17 protein-coding genes are annotated in these 19,525 nt (G+C 30.3%); all 17 read right to left on the bottom strand.

Annotation, left to right across the window (positions count from 1 at the left end):
• Window positions 1-501: 501 nt before the first annotated feature.
• Window positions 502-1,221, bottom strand: a complete 720-nt coding sequence (locus BN8917_RS08675; protein WP_066873421.1) for a ClpP family protease — start codon at window positions 1,219-1,221, stop codon at window positions 502-504.
• Between the two features lie 73 nt (window positions 1,222-1,294).
• Complete coding sequence (gene dapG / locus BN8917_RS08670) at window positions 1,295-2,491, bottom strand: aspartate kinase (RefSeq protein ID WP_066873419.1); 1,197 nt, start codon at window positions 2,489-2,491, stop codon at window positions 1,295-1,297.
• Window positions 2,492-2,503: 12 nt separating this feature from the next.
• Window positions 2,504-2,779: a YlmC/YmxH family sporulation protein gene (locus BN8917_RS08665; RefSeq protein WP_066873416.1), complete on the bottom strand. Its 276-nt coding sequence runs from the start codon at window positions 2,777-2,779 to the stop codon at window positions 2,504-2,506.
• A gap of 107 nt (window positions 2,780-2,886) precedes the next feature.
• Complete coding sequence (locus tag BN8917_RS08660) at window positions 2,887-5,013, bottom strand: polyribonucleotide nucleotidyltransferase (RefSeq protein ID WP_066873413.1); 2,127 nt, start codon at window positions 5,011-5,013, stop codon at window positions 2,887-2,889.
• 110 nt (window positions 5,014-5,123) lie between these two features.
• Window positions 5,124-5,387, bottom strand: coding sequence for a 30S ribosomal protein S15 (gene rpsO / locus BN8917_RS08655; RefSeq protein WP_066873410.1), 264 nt, complete (start codon window positions 5,385-5,387; stop codon window positions 5,124-5,126).
• Window positions 5,388-5,503: 116 nt separating this feature from the next.
• Complete coding sequence (locus BN8917_RS08650) at window positions 5,504-6,433, bottom strand: bifunctional riboflavin kinase/FAD synthetase (protein ID WP_066873408.1); 930 nt, start codon at window positions 6,431-6,433, stop codon at window positions 5,504-5,506.
• A gap of 6 nt (window positions 6,434-6,439) precedes the next feature.
• Entirely contained in the window at window positions 6,440-7,324 is an 885-nt protein-coding gene (truB, locus tag BN8917_RS08645; protein WP_066873405.1) for a tRNA pseudouridine(55) synthase TruB, read from the bottom strand.
• Window positions 7,324-8,280, bottom strand: coding sequence for a DHH family phosphoesterase (locus BN8917_RS08640; RefSeq protein ID WP_066873402.1), 957 nt, complete (start codon window positions 8,278-8,280; stop codon window positions 7,324-7,326). Before BN8917_RS08640 ends, truB begins: the two co-directional genes overlap by 1 nt.
• A gap of 3 nt (window positions 8,281-8,283) precedes the next feature.
• Entirely contained in the window at window positions 8,284-8,634 is a 351-nt protein-coding gene (rbfA, locus tag BN8917_RS08635; protein WP_066873400.1) for a 30S ribosome-binding factor RbfA, read from the bottom strand.
• A 16-nt stretch (window positions 8,635-8,650) separates the two neighbouring features.
• Window positions 8,651-10,681: a translation initiation factor IF-2 gene (gene infB, locus BN8917_RS08630; RefSeq protein WP_066873397.1), complete on the bottom strand. Its 2,031-nt coding sequence runs from the start codon at window positions 10,679-10,681 to the stop codon at window positions 8,651-8,653.
• A gap of 33 nt (window positions 10,682-10,714) precedes the next feature.
• Window positions 10,715-11,014: a ribosomal L7Ae/L30e/S12e/Gadd45 family protein gene (locus BN8917_RS08625; RefSeq protein ID WP_066873394.1), complete on the bottom strand. Its 300-nt coding sequence runs from the start codon at window positions 11,012-11,014 to the stop codon at window positions 10,715-10,717.
• Window positions 11,004-11,273, bottom strand: coding sequence for an RNase P modulator RnpM (rnpM, locus tag BN8917_RS08620; RefSeq protein ID WP_066873391.1), 270 nt, complete (start codon window positions 11,271-11,273; stop codon window positions 11,004-11,006). The genes BN8917_RS08625 and rnpM overlap by 11 nt, the downstream gene beginning before the upstream one ends.
• A 24-nt stretch (window positions 11,274-11,297) precedes the next feature.
• On the bottom strand, window positions 11,298-12,344 hold the full coding sequence (gene nusA, locus BN8917_RS08615; protein ID WP_066873389.1) for a transcription termination factor NusA: 1,047 nt from the start codon (window positions 12,342-12,344) through the stop codon (window positions 11,298-11,300).
• 16 nt (window positions 12,345-12,360) lie between these two features.
• The gene (gene rimP, locus BN8917_RS08610) at window positions 12,361-12,828 is read right to left on the bottom strand and encodes a ribosome maturation factor RimP (protein ID WP_066873388.1); all 468 of its coding nucleotides are present in this window, start codon (window positions 12,826-12,828) and stop codon (window positions 12,361-12,363) included.
• A 211-nt stretch (window positions 12,829-13,039) separates the two neighbouring features.
• Window positions 13,040-17,359, bottom strand: a complete 4,320-nt coding sequence (locus tag BN8917_RS08605; RefSeq protein WP_066873387.1) for a PolC-type DNA polymerase III — start codon at window positions 17,357-17,359, stop codon at window positions 13,040-13,042.
• Window positions 17,360-17,431: 72 nt separating this feature from the next.
• Window positions 17,432-18,478, bottom strand: a complete 1,047-nt coding sequence (gene ispG, locus BN8917_RS08600) for a flavodoxin-dependent (E)-4-hydroxy-3-methylbut-2-enyl-diphosphate synthase (RefSeq protein WP_066873386.1) — start codon at window positions 18,476-18,478, stop codon at window positions 17,432-17,434.
• A gap of 11 nt (window positions 18,479-18,489) precedes the next feature.
• Window positions 18,490-19,512, bottom strand: a complete 1,023-nt coding sequence (rseP, locus tag BN8917_RS08595) for an RIP metalloprotease RseP (protein WP_066873385.1) — start codon at window positions 19,510-19,512, stop codon at window positions 18,490-18,492.
• Window positions 19,513-19,525 lie beyond the last annotated feature (13 nt).

The following is a 19,525-nucleotide window of genomic DNA, read 5'->3' as shown; positions in this document are numbered from 1 at the left end:
ATTATTCCTGTTACACCCCAATATTTTCTTGATAAACTTATCTTTTCTTTTAGAAAATAATGTTTTATAGCAATATAAATAATATATATTGGAATTATAAAGGCTGCTATTCCAAATAACGATACAAATATCTTTTTAGAAGCAATACTTAAATACCCTAATTTATTACTATATAAACTAAACATAAAAATTAATGAACAAGCAACAACTATAATTCCATAAATCTCACTATGTTCATTTTGTTTCTGCTGAGGTTTAGCCTGCCTCTTTCTAGTATTAGTATTAGCATTTGACTTATTAGTACTTCTAGGTTTTCTATTATCTTTTGCAGTTGCCATCCTGCTAAATCACCTCTCTTTTATTCCAAAGTTTCTAAACTCTCTTTTTATCTTCCTATATATTGTAACCTTAAAATGTATGACTATCAAATATTAAAGCTTAAATTAACTTAAAATTCAATATATAGAAAAAAACCATAGTTCTATCCTATGGTTTTTCTTATTAATTTGATTTACTTTTACTATCTATTAATTCATTAAGCTTCTTTAGAGCATCACTTATTCCTCCTGTTGAATTTATAAGTCCACACTCTACAGCTTCACTTCCTATTAATATAGAACCCATATCATTTAATAAATCATTTGTTTTTAACATAAGACTTGTTAATTCTTCTTTTTTTATCTTAGATGTTTTAACAATAAAATCATTTATGCGCTCCTGCATTTTCTCAAAATATCTAAAAGTTTGAGAAACTCCTATAACAAGTCCTGTCATTCTTATAGGATGTATTATCATAGTTGCAGAAGGTGATATAAATGAATAATCAGCTGCTGTTGCAAGTGGAACACCTATTGAATGACCTCCACCTATAACTATCGATACAGTTGGCTTACTAAGACTTCTTATAATTTCAGCAATTGCAAGACCTGCTTCTACATCTCCACCTACTGTATTTAAAACAAATAAAACTCCTTTTATCTTAGAACTTTGCTCAATTTCTATAAGCTGAGGAATCATATGTTCATATTTAGTAGTTTTAGTTTGTGAAGATGCCTCTGCATGACCTTCTATAAGCCCTATTATACTTACAACTTGTATTCTTTCTTCTTCTTCTGTTTTTTCATTTTCATCTTCTGTTTTATCTACAAGACCAACTTCTTTTATTTCTTCTATTTCTTCATTAGTATCATTATCTTTATTTTTATCAAGTTCTTTAGTCATAATTCACCCCTCCTATACTCTCTAAATAGTTTCTACAGGAGTAGCATTATTTATACTTATTTAATTAATAATTTTAAAGAAAAACTTTGTGTAAAGATTTTATAGCTTCTAGAACCTTATCAGTTTCAACAAGACACCATATAGTCATATGTGAATCTGCACTTTGTAATACTTCTATACCTTTAGCATCTAAAGCTGATACCACTTTTGCCATAACCCCTGGTATACCTTTCATCTTAGATCCAACTATAGCTATCTTACTTAAGTTCTCTATTATATTATAATTTATATTATGTTCAGCCATTATACTCTTGAATAAATCTTTTTTATTCTCAGATATTGTAAATACTTTTTCTCTTGGGAAAATATTTATAAGATCTAAACTTATATGTTCTTTTGCAAGTATTTCTAATACAGTCTTGTAAATTTCCTTATTATCTAAGTTTTCATCAAGTTTAATAGATACTTGTATTCTATCTGTTTGATGAGTAATACCTGCTATGACTTTTTCACTTTCCATATCTCCTAAGTTATCAATTGTTGTTCCCTTACATTCTGACATTGTATTTTTAATTACAAGAGGAATATTTCCCTTCATAGCAGCTTCTACAGCTCTTGGGTGTATTACCTTTGCTCCTTGGTCTGCTAATTGGAATACTTCATTATAACTTATCTTGTCTAGAAGTTTTGCATCATTAACTATTCTTGGGTCAGCAGTCATCATACCATCTACATCAGTAAATATTTGAACTTCCTTAGCATCTAAAGCTGCTCCAAGTACTGCTGCTGTTGTATCACTTCCACCTCTTCCAAGGGTAGTAAAGAATCCATCTCTATTCATTCCTTGGAATCCAGCTACAACTGGAACTTTCCCATCACTTATTATCTCTAATATTTTCTTTGCATCAACATCAATTATATCTGCTGATGAGAAATTACTATCTGTTAATATGCCAGCTTGTCCTCCTGTTAGGGGAACTGCTTCTATTCCAGCATTTTTAAGTTCATTACTCATTACTACTGTACTTAAAATTTCTCCACAACACATTAAAATATCTGTTGCCATTTTATTATATTCTTTGAAACCTTCTCCTACTAAAGAAAGTAGAGTATCTGTTGCATATGGATCTCCCTTTCTACCCATTGCTGAAACAACAACAACTGGAGATTCACCATTTTTTATTGCTTCTTTAATTTTACAAACAACCATCTTTCTTCTTTCACTAGTTGAAACTGATGTGCCTCCAAATTTCTGAACTACAATTTCCATTAAATCACGCCCCTATAAGTTTGCTTTTCTTATCATTTCTTGCTCCACATCTAATATAATTGTTTTAGCCCCTATTTTTCTAACATATTCCCAATCAATCTCATAATACTCACCTGAAGAAAAGAACCCAAATTTACCTCCACCTACATTAAGTAAAAGTAATTTTAACTCTCCATTTTCATCAACTATTATATCATTGCTAGCAAGGATGTCATATTTCTCACCATCATTTACATTTATTATTTCATATTTTTCTATTTCACTAAGATATTTTATATTTTCATTCATAATATATCCCTCCTCATTATATTAGATTATGAGGACATATTAAAGTATATGAGTGAAATTTTTTATTTTTCTGTAAAATAAAAAGGCAATTATTCATTGCCCTTTTACTACTTTTCTTCTTTCTTTGATTCAGAGTTTTGAGATTCTTCTTGTAAAACATCTTTTCTTGAAAGATTTACTCTTCCTTGAGCATCAATTTCAGTTACTTTAACTAAAATTTCATCTCCTACTGAAACTACATCTTCAACTTTATTTACTCTTTCAATAGCAAGTTTTGAAATATGAACTAATCCTTCTTTATTTGGTAACACTTCTACAAATGCTCCAAATGCAGCTATCTTAGTAACTTTTCCAAGATATATTTCTCCAACCTTAACTTCCTTAGTTAAACCTTCTATTATTCTTAAAGCTTCCTTAACTCCCTTTGAATCTTCTGAAGATACAAATACTAATCCATCTTCCTTGATATCAATCTTAACACCTGTATCAGCTATAATCTTATTTATAACCTTTCCTCCTGTTCCTATGACATCTCTAATTTTTTCTGGATCTATTTGAAGTGTTGAAGTCTTAGGTGCAAATTCTGAAACTTCTTCTCTTGGTCCTGGAATACATTCATTTATCTTATCAATTATCATTAATCTTGCTTTTCTAGCGTCATCAATTGCTTTTCTGATTATAGTTTTTGATAATCCTGCGATTTTTGTATCAACTTGAATTGATGTTATTCCCTTTACAGTTCCTGCAACCTTAAAGTCCATATCTCCAAAGAAATCTTCTATTCCTTGAATATCTGTTAAAACTTCTTCTTCTGTTAAGTCTTCTGAAGTTATAAGTCCCATTGCAATGCCTGCTGCTGGTCTCTTTATAGGAACCCCTGCATCTAAAAGAGCAAGTGTACTACCACAAACTGATGCTTGTGATGTTGATCCATTTGAACTTAATACTTCTGAAACAAGTCTTATTGTATATGGGAACTCATCTTCTGAAGGAATTAATGGTTCTAAGGCTCTTTCTGCTAAAGCTCCATGACCAATTTCTCTTCTTCCTGGTCCTCTTACAGGTCTTGTTTCTCCAACACTGTATGCTGGGAAGTTATAATGGTGCATATATCTCTTTGATTCAATTTCACCAATACCATCTAATGTTTGAGCTTCTCCAACTCCACCAAGAGTAGCTACAGTCATAACTTGTGTTAATCCTCTTGTAAATAATCCTGTACCATGAGTTCTTGGTAATATGTTAACATCACAACCGATTTCTCTAACTTCATCAAAAGCTCTACCATCTGGTCTTATATGTTCTTTTAATAGCATATTTCTTACAACTTTCTTTTGAAGGTTATAAACTGCTTCTGCTATATCTTCTAGATTATCTTCATATTTTTCATTAAACTCTTCAGCTATTTTTTCCTTAGCTAAATCAACTGCTTCATTTCTCTTATCTTTATCTGTGATATGCATAGCTTCATTTATCATATCAAAAGCAAAATCTCTAACAGCTGCTTCTACTTCTTCATTTATAGTATGAAGTTCTGGAACTATTTTTTCTTTTCCAAACTCTTTCATTACATGTTCTTGGAATTTAACTATATCTTGACAAGCATCAAATCCAAACATTATAGCATCATACATAACATCTTCAGGTATTTCATTTCCACCTGCTTCAATCATCATAACTCTTTCACTTGTAGCACAAACTGTTAATTCCATTTCACTAATAGCTCTTTGTTCTAATGTTGGGTTTATAATAAATTCTCCATCTATTAATCCAACTTGAACAGCTGCAACTGGAGTAGTAAAAGGTATACTTGATAAGCATAATGCTGTTGAAGCCGCATTTATTGCTAATATTTCTGGTAAATTATCTTTTTCTACTGATACTACTGTACAAACTATTTGAACATCATTTCTATATCCACTTGGGAATAATGGTCTTATTGGTCTGTCTATAGCTCTACCATGTAATATAGATTGATCTGAAGGTTTTCCTTCTCTCTTAATAAATCCACCTGGTATTTTTCCAACTGAATATAATCTTTCTTCATAATCTACACTTAATGGGAAGAAGTCTATTCCCTCTCTTGGTTTTGCTGATGCATTTGCATTAGTTAAAATTACAGTATCTCCATAACTCATAAAAATAGCAGCATCTGAAAGCATACCAATCTTTCCAAATTCTACTTTAAATGGTCTTCCGGCCACTTGAATTTCATATGTTTTAGTTTTATTCATACTGAATACCTCCTTTCGGTAATCAACTGGTAAAAATTTATAATTTTAATGTTTTTAAAATAATAGAGCGGAATAAACCCGCTCTACTAAATTTATCTTATATCTTTGAATTATCTTCTTAAACCTAATTCCTTAACTATAGCTCTGTATCTTTCGATATCTTGCTTTGTTAAGTAGTTTAATAAACCTCTTCTTTGTCCAACCATCATTAAAAGACCTCTTCTTGAGTGGTGATCTTTCTTATGTGTTCTTAAGTGATCTGTTAATGAGTTTATTCTTTCTGTTAAAAGTGCGATTTGAACTTCAGCTGATCCTGTGTCACCTTCATGTCTTCCGTACTTTTTGATTAATTCTTCTTTTCTTGCTTTATCCATTGATAAACACCTCCAAAATATTATCCCCAAGTTCCAAGAAAATGGCGTTACCCTAAAATCTTAGGACCAGGTTCTATATGATTATATCAAAACTATATTTTATTGTAAACAAAGTTTTATAAATTTATTTTTATTTTTCTTTCAATTGCAAACTGTTTATCTTTTTCTAATTGAGCCTTTAATTCATCTAAAGAATTAAACTTAACTTGCTCTCTCATCTTTTCTAAAAAATATAATTTTATACTTTTTCCATAAATATCTTCAGAAAAATCTAGTATATAAGTTTCTATAGTTGTATTTTGCCCATTTACAGTGGGATTATTCCCAACTGATGTTATTCCCTTATATATTTTCCCATTATACTCTACATTTGTATAATAAACAGCTTTTTCAGGTATAATCATATCTTCATTTACTTCCAAATTAGCTGTAGGGAATCCTATAGTTCTACCTAACTTTTTACCATCGACTATTTTCCCATTAAGCACAAATTCTCTTCCTAATAATTCATTTGCCATCTCTAATTCTCCATCTTTTATCAGCCTTCTTATCCTACTAGAGCTTACCACATCACTTTCCTCCTGATAAGCCTTCATAACATATAGCTCAAAATTATATTTTTTCTTAAGTTTCTCTAACATAGCTAAATCACCTTTATTTTTGTGACCAAATCTATAATTAAACCCAACAACCAAACCTCTTACATTAAATCTTTCAATAAGTTCCTTTATAAAATCCTCAGGCTCTAAAAGCATCATCTTTTTATCAAAGGTTTCAAGACAAAGAATATCTATTCCTAGATTTTCAATAATTTCTTGTTTCTTTTTATTATTTATAAGAAGCTTAGGAGCAATTGTATTATTAACTACAGTCATAGGATGATTTTTAAAGGTATATACCATACTTAATGCTTTTTTTTCTTTACTAATACTAATAACCTTATTCATAAGAGTTAAATGTCCCTTATGTATCCCATCAAAACTTCCTAATGCTACATACGTACCTTGTTCAAAATTACCTTTAAAAGTTTCATCTATTAAAATCATATATTATTACCCCTCTAATAATAACTTTTCTATTTTAAATCCATTTTTACTTCTTTCCCCAAGTCCTAATAAAATTCCTTCTTCATCATAAACTTTATATAATTTATTCTCTACAACACTTTGTCCGTTATAGATTTTTTTATCCATAACAGACACTCCATTAACTAAAAGCTTTTTAAATTTATTAGCAACAATAAACTTTGAAAAGTCATTTAAAGCCTCATCTATTGATATTAAATAGTCTTTTATATTATCTTCATTTAAATCATCTATATTTACTGACTTTTCTATTGTAAAAGGTCCGTTAGCAATTCTTCTAAGAGCAGTCATAACAGCTCCTACACCAAGCTTTTCCCCTATATCAAAACAAAGACTTCTTATGTAAGTTCCTTTTGAACAGCAAACATCCATTGTTACTTCACCACTATTAATAATTATATTACTTATTGAATATATAGTAATTTTTCTAGCTTCTCTTTCAACTTCAATTCCTTTTCTTGCAAGTTCATAAAGTCTTACCCCATTTTTCTTAAGAGCGGAATACATAGGAGGGACTTGCATTATATCTCCTTTAAAACTATCTATTACTTCTAAGATTTGTTCTGCCTTTATATTACTTGCATCTTTCTGACTTATAACTTTTCCTTCAAGATCATAAGTATCAGTAATTATTCCTAATTTAAAAGTAACTCTATAAGTCTTTTTATTTTCCATTATATAGTCTATTATTTTAGTAGCTTTACCTATACATACAGGTAAAACACCTGAAGCTTCTGGATCAAGTGTTCCTGTATGTCCTACCTTTTTTATCTTACTCATTTTTCTAACTTTCGCAACAACATCAAATGAGCTTTGTCCTGTATTTTTACAAATATTTATTACACCGTTCATTAAACCAACTCTTTTTCTAATTCTTTTATTATAATCTCTCTTGCCTTTTCAACAGTAACACCTTTTATTAATGCCCCTGCAGCTTTAGTGTGGCCACCACCACCAAAACTTTCAGCAATCTTTCTTACATCTAAAGTATCCTTAGATCTAAAGCTAACCTTAACTCCATCTAAACTTTCTTTTAATAATATGCAACCTTCAACACCTTCAACCTTATTTCCAAATGAAACAATATCTCCTGTGTCTTCTTTTTCCATATCTAAAGCTTTTAACATATCAATGGTAATTGTCATAATTACTATTTTATCATTACATACAAGTTCCATATTCTCAAGAACAACACCTGTAAACTTTAATTTATTAAAAGATTTATTATCAAATAATTCTCTGTGAATTGAATCATGAACTATATCCTTATCTAATAAATCGGCAGCCATTTTATGTGTTTTGTCTGTAGTATTAGAATATCTAAATGATCCTGTATCTGTCACTATTCCTGTGTATAAAGTTCTTGCAATATTTTTATCTATATCTATATTCATAAGATTTAATAATTCATAGATAATTTCACAAGTTCCAGCAGCCATAGTATCAACATAGTTTATATCACCATACTTATCATTTGATAAATGGTGATCTATATTGATAACTTTTCCTTTAAAATCTTCTATATCTCCTGCTATTCTTTCATAGTTACCACAATCTAAAACTATAACACAATCTGTTCCTTCAGTTGGTTTTATATTTTCACCTGTTATTTCCTCAATATATGGAAGGAAGCTTAAATTACTTCCAGGTATATCCTTTGAAATAATGTAAGCTTCTTTACCATATTTTCTTAGGCCTTGAAGAAGTGACAAAGCACTTCCTGTGGCATCACCATCTGGAGAAACATGAAATGTTATAGCAAATTTATCAACTGAATTAATAAAATTTATAATTTCATGTAAACTCATTTTTTACTTCTCCTTTATCTTAGCTAATAAAGAATCTATATACATACCCTTTTCAATAGAACTATCTCTTTCTATTAAAATTTCTGGTGTATGTCTTAATTTAACTCTATGTCCTAGTTCTTTTCTAATAAAGCCTGCTGACTTTTTAATAATTTCAAAAGTTTCTTCTTGCTCTTCATTAGATTTACCAAATACACTTAGATATACTTTTGCATATCTAAGGTCTTTAGTAACACTTACTTCAGTAACACTAACCATAGCTGTAATTCTAGGATCCTTTATATCATCTCTGATGATTTTGCTGACTTCTTTTTTTACTTCTTCGTTAATTCTTCCGCCTCTGTAATTTGCCATATTTAATCACCTCGTCTTAAAGTTCTTTTCTTACTATAGCCTCCATAGTATAAGCTTCAATTATATCGCCTTCTTTAATATCATTGTAGTTTTCTATACTTAAACCACATTCATATCCAGCTTTAACTTCTTTAGCATCATCTTTAAATCTCTTAAGTGATGCAAGCTTACCTTCTTTAATAACTATACCGTCTCTAATAATTCTAATATCAGCATTTCTTGTTATCTTACCATCTAAAACATAACATCCTGCTATTGTTCCTATTGCTGAAATTTTGTAAGTTTGTCTGATTTCAACATTTCCAAGAATGACTTCTTTATATATAGGGTCAAGCATACCTATCATTGCTGATTTAACATCTTCAATTGCTTCGTATATTATGCTATATGTTTTAATTGAAACTTCTTCTTTATCTGCTATAGCTACAGCATTTATTGTTGGTCTTACATTAAATCCAATTATTAATGCATTAGATGCAGCTGCTAATGTTACATCTGTTTCTGTTATTGCTCCAACTCCACCATGGATAACTCTTACCTTAACATCTTCAGTACTTAATTTTTCTAATGATGTCTTTATAGCTTCAACTGATCCTTGTACATCAGCTTTAACTATAGCTGATAATTCCTTAACTTTTCCTTCCTTGATTTGACTATATAAGTCTTCAAGTGAAACTCTATTTGAACTATTGAAGTTTTCTTGTCTTTGTTTTGAAACTCTGCTTTCAGCCATTTGTCTAGCAGTCTTTTCATCTTTAACCACTATGAATCTATCACCAGCTGCTGGAACTTCTGAAAGACCTAAAACTTCTACAGGTATTGATGGACCTGCTGATTTTATTTTCTTTCCTTCATCATCAAACATAGCTCTGATTCTTCCATAAGTATTACCAACAAGAATTGAATCTCCTGAATTTAATGTACCATCTTGAACTAAAAGTGAAGCAACTGCTCCTCTTCCTTTGTCAAGTTTAGCTTCAATAACTGTTCCCTTAGCTTTTCTTTGAGGATTTGCAACAAGTTCTTGCATTTCTGATGTTAACACTACCATTTCTAATAATGTTTCCATACCTTCACCTGTTTTAGCTGATACAGGAACTGCTATTATATCTCCGCCCCAATCTTCTACAACTAATCCGTATTCTGTTAACTCTTGTTTAACTCTATCTACATTAGCTCCTTCTCTATCAATTTTATTGATAGCAACTACCATTGGAACTTTAGCCGCTTTACAGTGACTTATAGCTTCTGCTGTTTGTGGCATTATTCCATCATCAGCAGCAACAACTAAAATAACTACATCTGTTACTTGAGCTCCTCTAGCTCTCATAGCTGTGAAAGCTTCGTGACCTGGTGTATCAAGGAATGTTAGCTTTTGATTATTAAAATCTACTGTATAAGCACCTATATGTTGAGTGATACCACCTGCTTCTCCTGAAGCAACCTTTGCTTTTCTGATAGCATCAAGAATTGATGTCTTACCATGGTCAACGTGTCCCATAACTGTTATTATTGGAGGTCTCTTTTCTAATGCCTCTGTATCAATTTCTTCTTCTTCAAATTCTTCAAGAATTTCTTCTTCTTCTTTTTTGTAAGCTTCTACTTCAAACTTTTCAGCAACTTTTGAAGCTATTTCAAAGTTAATTTCTTGGTTAACTCCAGCCATAACACCTTCAAACATTAAAGTTTTTATAACTTCTGCATTAGGTTTGTTAAGTTTTTCTGCTAATTCCTTAACTGTTATTGTTTCTCCGATTTCTATAACTTCAACTTCTAATTCTTCTTCTTCTTGCTCTGCTTTTTTATTCTTTTTCTTTTTCTTTTTCTTAACGTTATTAACTTCTTCTGCTAATTGATCTTCATATTCATCAACTATAGTTTTATCATTTCCTGATAATAACTCTTTTATAAGTTCAGCATCTTCATCTTCAATAACACTCATGTGATTTTTAACTTCTACACTGAACTCCTCCATTAATATTCTTATTAATTCTTTACTTGAAACTTTTAATTCCTTTGCCAATTCATATACTCTGATTTTTGACATATATTCACCCCCGAAAGTATTTATAGTCTTGATTTATATCTCATAAGATAAAAGCTTTTCTGCCATATTCTTATCTATAATCCCTACTATATTTATCTCTTTTTTTCCTATGCTAAATCCTAGTTCTTCTTTAGAAAAACCATCAATGTAAGGTATTTGATACTTCTCACAAAGTTTTACAAACTTAGATTTAGATCTTTCAGATAATTCATTTGAAAATATAATTAAATATATTTTCTTTTTACCTATTACTTCTTCGCATTTATTATATCCATCTAAGATATTACCTGCTCGCTTAGCTAGACCTAAAAAATTTAAAAACTTACTTCTCATTTGTAATCTCTTTTCTTAATCTATCTTGTATTTCTTCGCTTATATTACTAGATAAATTTCTATTTAATCTTCTTGCTTTAAAAGCAGCTTCAAGGCAATTTATATCTTTACAAATATAAGCTCCTCTTCCTGCCATTTTGCCTGTTAAATCTACTGAAATATTATTCTCCTTATCTTTAACAACTCTTATAAGTTCTTTTTTTGGTTTCATTTCTAAGCAACCATTACACATTCTCATTGGAATTTTTTTATTTACCATAAGTATCACCCCTTTAGAGTAATATTATTGTGCTATTTCTTCTGATTGTGACTGACTTTTAATATCTATCTTCCAACCAGTTAATTTAGCTGCTAATCTAACATTTTGACCTTCTTTACCTATTGCTAATGATAATTGTGAATCATCAACAACAACTTTAGCTGCTTTTGCTTCTTCATCAATATCAACATTTATAACCTTAGCTGGGCTTAAAGCATTAGCTATATATTCTTCTGGTTCTTTACTCCATTTTATTATATCAATTTTTTCATTTTTTAGTTCATTTACTATATTTTGAACTCTAACTCCTTTAGGTCCAACACAAGCTCCCATTGGGTCTACTGTTTCATCATTTGAGAATACAGCAATTTTTGTTCTTGAACCAGCTTCTCTTGCTATACTCTTAATTTCAACTATTCCTTCAAATATTTCAGGAACTTCTAATTCAAATAATCTCTTAACAAGACCTGGATGTGTTCTTGATACTAAAACTTGAGGTCCTTTTGTACTATCTCTAACTTCAACTATATAAAGTTTTAACATTTCGTTGAAATCATAGTGTTCTCCTGGCATTTGTTCATTTGGTCCTAAAATAGCTTCTATTTTTCCAAGATCCACAAAAGCATTTACCTTATCTTTTCTTAAAACAATTCCTGTTATAATGTCATGTTCTTTTTCAGCAAACTCATTATATATTATGCTTCTTTCTGATTCTTTAATCTTTTGAATTACCATTTGTTTTGCAAGTTGTGCTGCAACTCTTCCAAAGTTCTTTGGAGTAACTTCAACATCAACAACATCATCAAGTTGTAATATAGGATTTATTTCTTTTGCTTCTTCTAAGCTAATTTCTGTTGAATCATCATAAACTTCTTCTACAATTTCTTTTTGAGCAAAAACTTTTATTGCACCCTTTTTGTCTCTTCTTATTTTTACATTTTGCGCCTGGCTTGAATAATTTTTCTTATACGCTGCTACTATAGCCTCATCTAAAACTTCTAGTAACTCTTCCTCACTAATCCCTTTTTCTTTTACTATCTCAGTTAATGCTCCTAGAAATTCATTGTTCATTTCTATTCCCTCCTAATTATAATTCACTTTCTAGATTAGCTGATTTTATCTTTTCTTTTGGAACCTCTATGTTATTCCCTTCGACCTCAACTATTATCATATCTTCTTTAACTTCTTTTAATATTCCTTCTAACTTTTTAGCCTTTTCTATAGGACTCTTTAGAATTACTTTGATTTTTTTATCTAATACTCTAGTAAAATGATCATCATTATGTAGACTTCTATAAACTCCTGGTGAAGAAACTTCTAAATAATCAACATCAATTTTCTTTTCCATTTCTTTTTCATCAAATATTTCATTTACTCTTCTACTTATTACTTCGCAGTCCTTAAAGTCAACTTTTCCTTCTGGCTTATCTATATACACCCTTAGATAATTGTCTCCATTTTCATTAACATACTCTAAGTAATATAATTCATAATTTAATTCATCAAATACAGGGTTAAAAAGATCAGTAAGTTCTTCTAGTACTTTCTCCTTCATGATATTCTTCCCTCCTTATTCAGTTTTTCAATATTAGTATTCCTAATAAAAGTTGCATTTAAACATATACAAAAACGCAACTTCTTAAAGTTGCGTTTAAACAGAAAGAGCGGGAATTTTGTCCCACTCCTTTCATTCAAGCTATTAGTAAAATACTTCTTTTTTTATAGTATCATATTGTGAATTTTTTTACAAGTTTATTTTTACCTTATTAGAAAAGACTAAGCTGATTTGTTTCTTGAAGACCTTCAAGACAACCATGTAAACTTAAGGTTTCTATAACTGTTTTTGATACTTTAGATCTTATTCTAAGGTCTTCCTTTGAAATAAATTCTCCATCTTTTCTTGCTTCAACAATAGCCTTTGCAGCATTATCTCCAACACCTTGAAGAGCATTTATTGGTGGTCTTATTCCACCATCATCTTCAATTTTAAATTTAACTGCATCTGATTTATAAACATCAACTTTATAAAATTTTAACCCTCTTTTATACATTTCATAAGAAATTTCTAAAATTGTTAACAATCCTTTTTCTTTTTGACTGGCTGAATTTCCAAGAGCATTTATTTCTTTCATTTTTGCTTCTATAACAGCTTCTCCCTTACAAATTAGATCAGCATCAAAATCATCGGCTCTAACCGTAAAGTAAGTTGTATAATAAGCTGCTGGATGATAAACCTTAAAATATGCAATTCTTACTGCCATCATAACATAAGCAACAGCATGGCCTTTAGGGAACATGTATTTTATTCTTTTACATGATTCTATATACCATTCTGGTACTTGATTTTCTTTCATTATAGCTTCATCATCTTCTGAAAGACCTTTACCTTTTCTTACTTTCTCCATTATTGTAAAAGCAGTTTTAGGAGGTAATCCTTTATACATAAGATATACCATAATATCATCTCTTGTTGATATACAATCTTTCAGAGTTGTATACCCTTCTTTTATAAAGTACTGAGCATTATTAAGCCAAACATCTGTACCATGAGAAAGTCCTGATATTCTAACTAAATCAGCAAAACTTCTTGGTTGTGTATCAACAAGCATCTGTCTAACAAACTTAGTCCCAAACTCAGGTAATCCATAACTTCCAACCTCACAACCAAGCTCTTCTTTAGTAACTCCAAGAGCATCAGTTGAAGTAAATAAACTTATAACCTTAGGATCATTAAGTGGTATAGTTTTAGGGTCTAGCCCTGTTAAATCCTGAAGCATTCTAAGAACTGTAGGGTCGTCATGTCCAAGAATATCAAGTTTTAAAAGTCTACCACTTATTGAATGGTAATCAAAATGTGTTGTAATAATATCAGTATTTACATCATCAGCTGGATGTTGTATTGGGCAGAAATTATATATTTCATTATCTCTTGGCACAACCATAATTCCACCTGGGTGCTGTCCTGAAGTTCTTTTTACACCAGTACAACCTATAGTAAGTCTTTCAACTTCTGCCTGTGAAACAATAATCCCTCTTTCATCAAGATATTTTTTAACATATCCATAAGCTGTTTTTTCAGCTACTGTACCTATAGTACCAGCTTTAAAAACAAAACCTTCTCCAAATAAAACTTCTGTATATTTATGAACTACAGCTTGATACTCCCCAGAGAAGTTAAGGTCTATATCTGGTTCTTTATCACCTTCAAATCCTAAGAAAGTTTCAAATGGTATATCATGGCCATCTTTTTTATATTTAATTCCACAATCTGGACAATCTTTATCTGGTAAATCAGCTCCAGAACTTACTGAACCATCCATAAAGAACTCTGATTTTTTACATTTACTACATACATAATGAGGTGGTAATCCATTAACTTCAGTAATATCAGTCATTGTTGCAACAAATGAAGATCCAACAGATCCTCTTGATCCAACAAGATAACCATCTTCTAGAGATTTAGCAACAAGCTTTTGAGCAATAAGATATAAAACTGCATATCCATTATTAATAATAGAATTTAATTCTTTATCTACTCTTTTTTGTACTACCTCTGGTAAAACATCTCCATATATTGAGTGAACTTTATTAAGAGTCATATTTTTAATATCCTCTTCTGCTCCATCAATTTTAGGCGGGAATGTTTCATCAGGTATAGGCTTTATATTTTCAATTTCATCTGCTATTTTATTTGTATTTTCTATAACAACTTCTCTAGCTATTTTTTCACCAAGATATGAGAATTCTTTTAACATCTCTTCTGTTGTTCTATAATATAAAGGTGGCTGATTATCACAATCTCCTCCAAAACCTTGACCTGCCTGTATAATCCTTCTAAATGCTTCATCCTCTGGATTTAAAAAGTGGACATCTCCTGTCGCAACTACAGATTTTCCCATCTCTTTTCCTAAAAGATATATTCTTCTATTTATATCTCTAAGTTCTTCTTCATCTTTTACATTACCTTTTCTTATAAGGTGAGCATTATTTGCTATTGGTTGAATTTCTAAATAATCATAGAATTCGGCTATTTCCTTTAATTCATCTGTTGTCTTACCTTCAAGAACAGCTTTATAAACTTCACCTGCTTCACAAGCTGAACCAATTATTAGCCCTTCTCTCATATCACTTAAAAGTGTTTTAGGTATTCTAGGCTTTCTAAAGAAATATTCTAAATGAGCTTTTGAAACTATTTTATATAGATTTTTAAGTCCTGCTTGAGTTTTAGCTAAAATAATTACATGGCTCATTGGTTGCTTCTTAATATCAACATTAGCTAAAAACTCTTTATTAAGGGTTTTTAAATCAAATATTTCTAGTTCTTCTTTAATCTTTTTAAAGCAGACCATTAATATATCTGCTGTAGCCTTAGCATCATCTACGGCTCTATGGTGATTTTCAAGACTTACTCCTAAATGCTTAGCAACAATATTAAGCTTAACTCTTTTTAATTCTGGATATAAAAATCTAGCAAGTGGAACTGTATCCATTACTTGATTTGGAAGCTCTTTTCCTAAATCTCTTAGATTCTTTTTAATAAATCCAATATCAAAAGCTGCATTATGTGCTACAAGAGTTGCATCTCCAACAAACTCCATAAATTCTGGTAGTACGTCTTCTATTAATTTTTCATTTTTAACCATTTCATCAGTAATACCTGTAAGCTCTATAATAACAGCAGGAATAGTTCTCTCTGGATTTATAAATCTACTAAATCTATCTACTACTTCTCCATCTTTAAGCTTTACAGCACCAATTTCTATAATCTTATCATTTTTATTGGAAAATCCTGTAGTTTCAATATCAAATACTACAAATTCTCCATCTAAATCTCCTTCATCACCATTACTAACTATAGGAGTACCATTATCAACTAAATATCCTTCAACTCCATAAAGTATTTTTACACCACTTTTCTTTCCTGCACTTTGTGCATCTGGAAAGGCCTGAACTACTCCATGGTCAGTTATTGCAACAGCTTTATGACCAAACTGTGCTGCCTTAGAAACAATACTATTTGCTGAACATACTGCATCCATAGCACTCATAGTAGTATGCAGATGAAGTTCAACTCTTTTCTCTTCACTATTATCCATTCTTTCAATTTTCTTCATTTTACATATATCTTTCCCCATAATAACTACTTCTTTTAAGTAGCTATCCATAACTGCTTCACCTCTTACCTTACAATGAAGTCCTTTTTTAATATTTTCAAGAACTGTCTCTGTATCTTTAGGTTTTAAGAAGCACTTAACTGCAATGGAACTTGTATAATCTGTTATGTAGAATGTTAATATTACCTTACCTGCTCTTGTCTCAAATATTTCTGTTTTAAATACATCTCCTGTAATTGCTACATATCCTGATGTTTCATCAATTTCTATAATTGGAGTAGATTCTTGCTTAATATCCCTTCCAAGTATAGTATTTTCATTTTTAGGAGCAGTATCTTTTTTATCATAATAAGATTTAACTTCACGTGTTTTAGCTGCTTCAGGAGCTTTTTTAGTCTTATCACTTTGTCTACTCTTTATTTCATTTAACATAGCTTTTTCAGCCTTAGCCTGCTCTTCTATATAACTATTATCAATAAGTTCTTCATTATAAACAAACTTAAGTTCACAATCCAATCCAAAGACATTTCTAATTATATTAATTATTTGTTTATCTATATCTTTTTTCTTTGCATACTCAATTAAATAATCATATGCTGATTCAAGAACTAAAGAACTTTCATTTAATACCCTATTTGAATTTAAAATCATAGGCTTTAACATTGGATAATTTTTTATTACTTCTCCAACTACTTCAATCCAATAATTTTTAATAAGCTCATCAAGAGTTATATTTGATAAATCAACAAATATGACAAGTTCTATTTTTATATCAAACCCTATTGCTTTTTTTATATACTTTTTTATAAGTTCTTCATGTTCATTACTAATTTTAACTTTACTTTTTATTATAGTCTTAAGTAAATTTCTATTCTTTATAAGTTGAAACTTTTCTATTACAAACTCTAAATCTTCTAGATTTTCATCCTTTTTAAGTGTCGCATTAATTTTTTTTATAAATTCAGCACTCAAAAATAAGCATCTCCTTTTCTAATATCCATAAAACAAAGAGGAGACTCTACTTGAGATCCCCTCTTTATTTTTTTATAACTCTTCTATTAATTTCAGTAGCTCATCAACTAAATCTTTTTCTTTAACCCTCTTAACTACTTTACCTTTTCTAAAGATAATTCCTTCACCTTTACCACCAGCTATTCCTATATCAGCATCTCTTGCTTCTCCTGGTCCGTTAACTATACATCCCATTACAGCAACTTTTATATCTTTTTTATTTCCTTCAAGTCTTGACTCTACTTCATTTGCTATTGATATAAGATCTATTTCTGTTCTTCCACATGTTGGGCAAGATACAAATTTCATTCCTGGTAATAATCCAAAATTCTTTAAAATTTCTTTTCCTACTTTAACCTCTTCAACTGGATCTCCTGTTAAAGATATTCTCATAGTATCACCAATACCTTCTGCAAGTAAAGTACCTATTCCTATAGAAGATTTTATAGTTCCTCTCCATAATGTACCTGCTTCTGTAACTCCTAAATGAAGTGGGTAATCAACTTTTTCTGATGCTAGTCTATAACTATCTATCATTGTTCTTATATCTGAAGATTTTAAAGAAATTACTATATCTCTAAAATCAAGTTCTTCTAAAATTTTAACATGCTCTAAAGCACTTTCAACTAAAGCTTCTGGACAAACTCTTCCATACTTATCTAAAAGTTCTTTTGATAATGATCCTGAGTTAACACCTATTCTTATAGGAATATTCTTTTCTTTACAAGCCTTTACTACAGCTTCAACTCTTTCTCTTTTTCCTATATTACCTGGATTAATTCTTATAGCAGAAATTCCATTTTCTACAGCTTTTAATGCTAATCTGTAATCAAAATGAATATCTGCAACTAATGGTATATTTATTTTTTCTACTATACCTTTTATAGCTTCTGCTGCTTCCATATCTGGAACTGCAACTCTTACTATTTCACATCCAGCTGCTTTTAACTCATTAATTTGAGCAACTGTTGCTTCTACATCTCTAGTATCAGTATTTGTCATAGACTGAATTGTTATCTTTGAGTCTCCTCCAATATATAAATTCCCTACTTTTACTTTTCTAGTTTTCTTTCTTTCCATTATATCCACCTCTATAATTTAACTGGGAAGATTATATCCTTAAGTAAAACTACCGCCATTAAAATCATAAGTAAAGCGAATCCTACTGTATTTATTGCATTCACATATTTTGCTGGTATTTTATTTCTTGTTATTGTTTCTATAAGCAAGATAAATATATGACCACCATCAAGTGCAGGAAATGGTAAAAGATTAAATACTGCAAGCTGAACACTTAAGAATGCTGTTAAATTTACAAGATTCCATACTCCAACTTTAGCCGCTTCTCCTGCCATTCTTATAATAGTTACAGGACCTCCAACATCAGTTTTAAAATCTACATTTCCTGTAAACATCATCTTAAGACTTATAAATGTTTGCTTAACCATAGATATAAGTTCTTTAAACGAATTTTTAAACGAATCTATTATTGATGGATTTTTTATATGTTCACTATAAATACCAACTCTATACACTCCATCCTCTTCAATAGGCTTTATACTCTTTGTTTCTATCTTCCCATTACTTTCAAACTCTATTTCAACTGGATTACCTTTTGCAAGTGCTATTCCCATTATAAGATCATCACCTGTTAAAATCCTATTTCCATCTATCTTAATTAATTTGTCTCCAGATTTAAGTCCAGCTACTGCAGCTGGTGAATTATCTACAACTGACGAAACTACATTTGTTTTAAATCCAAAGTTCATTGCAACGATTGTAAATATTATTAATGCTAAAAGTAAATTCATAAATGCCCCTGCTGCAAAAACTATTATTCTTACTAAAGGCGATTTATTTGAGAGCGCCCTTTTATCTCTAGTGCTTACTTCATCATCATCTGTACTTTCACCATACATCTGTACAAAGCCACCTATAGGTAAGGCTCTTAAACTATAATCAGTTTCACCTATTGCTACAGAAAATATTTGTGGTCCCATCCCTATAGCAAACTCTTCAACCTTTACACCATTAATCTTAGCAGCTATAAAATGTCCAAGTTCATGAACTAATATAAGTAGCCCAAAAGCTACTATAGCAAAAATAATATACACTAATTTTACCCCT

The sequence above is a fragment of the Clostridium mediterraneense genome (assembly GCF_900091705.1).
Classification (GTDB): Bacteria; Bacillota; Clostridia; order Clostridiales; family Clostridiaceae; genus Sarcina; species Sarcina mediterraneense.
This window is presented reverse-complemented; position numbering and strand designations above follow the sequence as displayed.

What these genes read in the sequence shown, in the direction of transcription:
- BN8917_RS08675 (WP_066873421.1), bottom strand. Translation starts at nt 1,221, where the DNA reads ATGACTAAAGAACTTGATAAAAATAAAGATAATGATACTAATGAAGAA.
- dapG (WP_066873419.1), bottom strand. Translation starts at nt 2,491, where the DNA reads ATGGAAATTGTAGTTCAGAAATTTGGAGGCACATCAGTTTCAACTAGT.
- BN8917_RS08665 (WP_066873416.1), bottom strand. Translation starts at nt 2,779, where the DNA reads ATGAATGAAAATATAAAATATCTTAGTGAAATAGAAAAATATGAAATA.
- BN8917_RS08660 (WP_066873413.1), bottom strand. Translation starts at nt 5,013, where the DNA reads ATGAATAAAACTAAAACATATGAAATTCAAGTGGCCGGAAGACCATTT.
- rpsO (WP_066873410.1), bottom strand. Translation starts at nt 5,387, where the DNA reads ATGGATAAAGCAAGAAAAGAAGAATTAATCAAAAAGTACGGAAGACAT.
- BN8917_RS08650 (WP_066873408.1), bottom strand. Translation starts at nt 6,433, where the DNA reads ATGATTTTAATAGATGAAACTTTTAAAGGTAATTTTGAACAAGGTACG.
- truB (WP_066873405.1), bottom strand. Translation starts at nt 7,324, where the DNA reads ATGAACGGTGTAATAAATATTTGTAAAAATACAGGACAAAGCTCATTT.
- BN8917_RS08640 (WP_066873402.1), bottom strand. Translation starts at nt 8,280, where the DNA reads ATGAGTTTACATGAAATTATAAATTTTATTAATTCAGTTGATAAATTT.
- rbfA (WP_066873400.1), bottom strand. Translation starts at nt 8,634, where the DNA reads ATGGCAAATTACAGAGGCGGAAGAATTAACGAAGAAGTAAAAAAAGAA.
- infB (WP_066873397.1), bottom strand. Translation starts at nt 10,681, where the DNA reads ATGTCAAAAATCAGAGTATATGAATTGGCAAAGGAATTAAAAGTTTCA.
- BN8917_RS08625 (WP_066873394.1), bottom strand. Translation starts at nt 11,014, where the DNA reads ATGAGAAGTAAGTTTTTAAATTTTTTAGGTCTAGCTAAGCGAGCAGGT.
- rnpM (WP_066873391.1), bottom strand. Translation starts at nt 11,273, where the DNA reads ATGGTAAATAAAAAAATTCCAATGAGAATGTGTAATGGTTGCTTAGAA.
- nusA (WP_066873389.1), bottom strand. Translation starts at nt 12,344, where the DNA reads ATGAACAATGAATTTCTAGGAGCATTAACTGAGATAGTAAAAGAAAAA.
- rimP (WP_066873388.1), bottom strand. Translation starts at nt 12,828, where the DNA reads ATGAAGGAGAAAGTACTAGAAGAACTTACTGATCTTTTTAACCCTGTA.
- ispG (WP_066873386.1), bottom strand. Translation starts at nt 18,478, where the DNA reads ATGGAAAGAAAGAAAACTAGAAAAGTAAAAGTAGGGAATTTATATATT.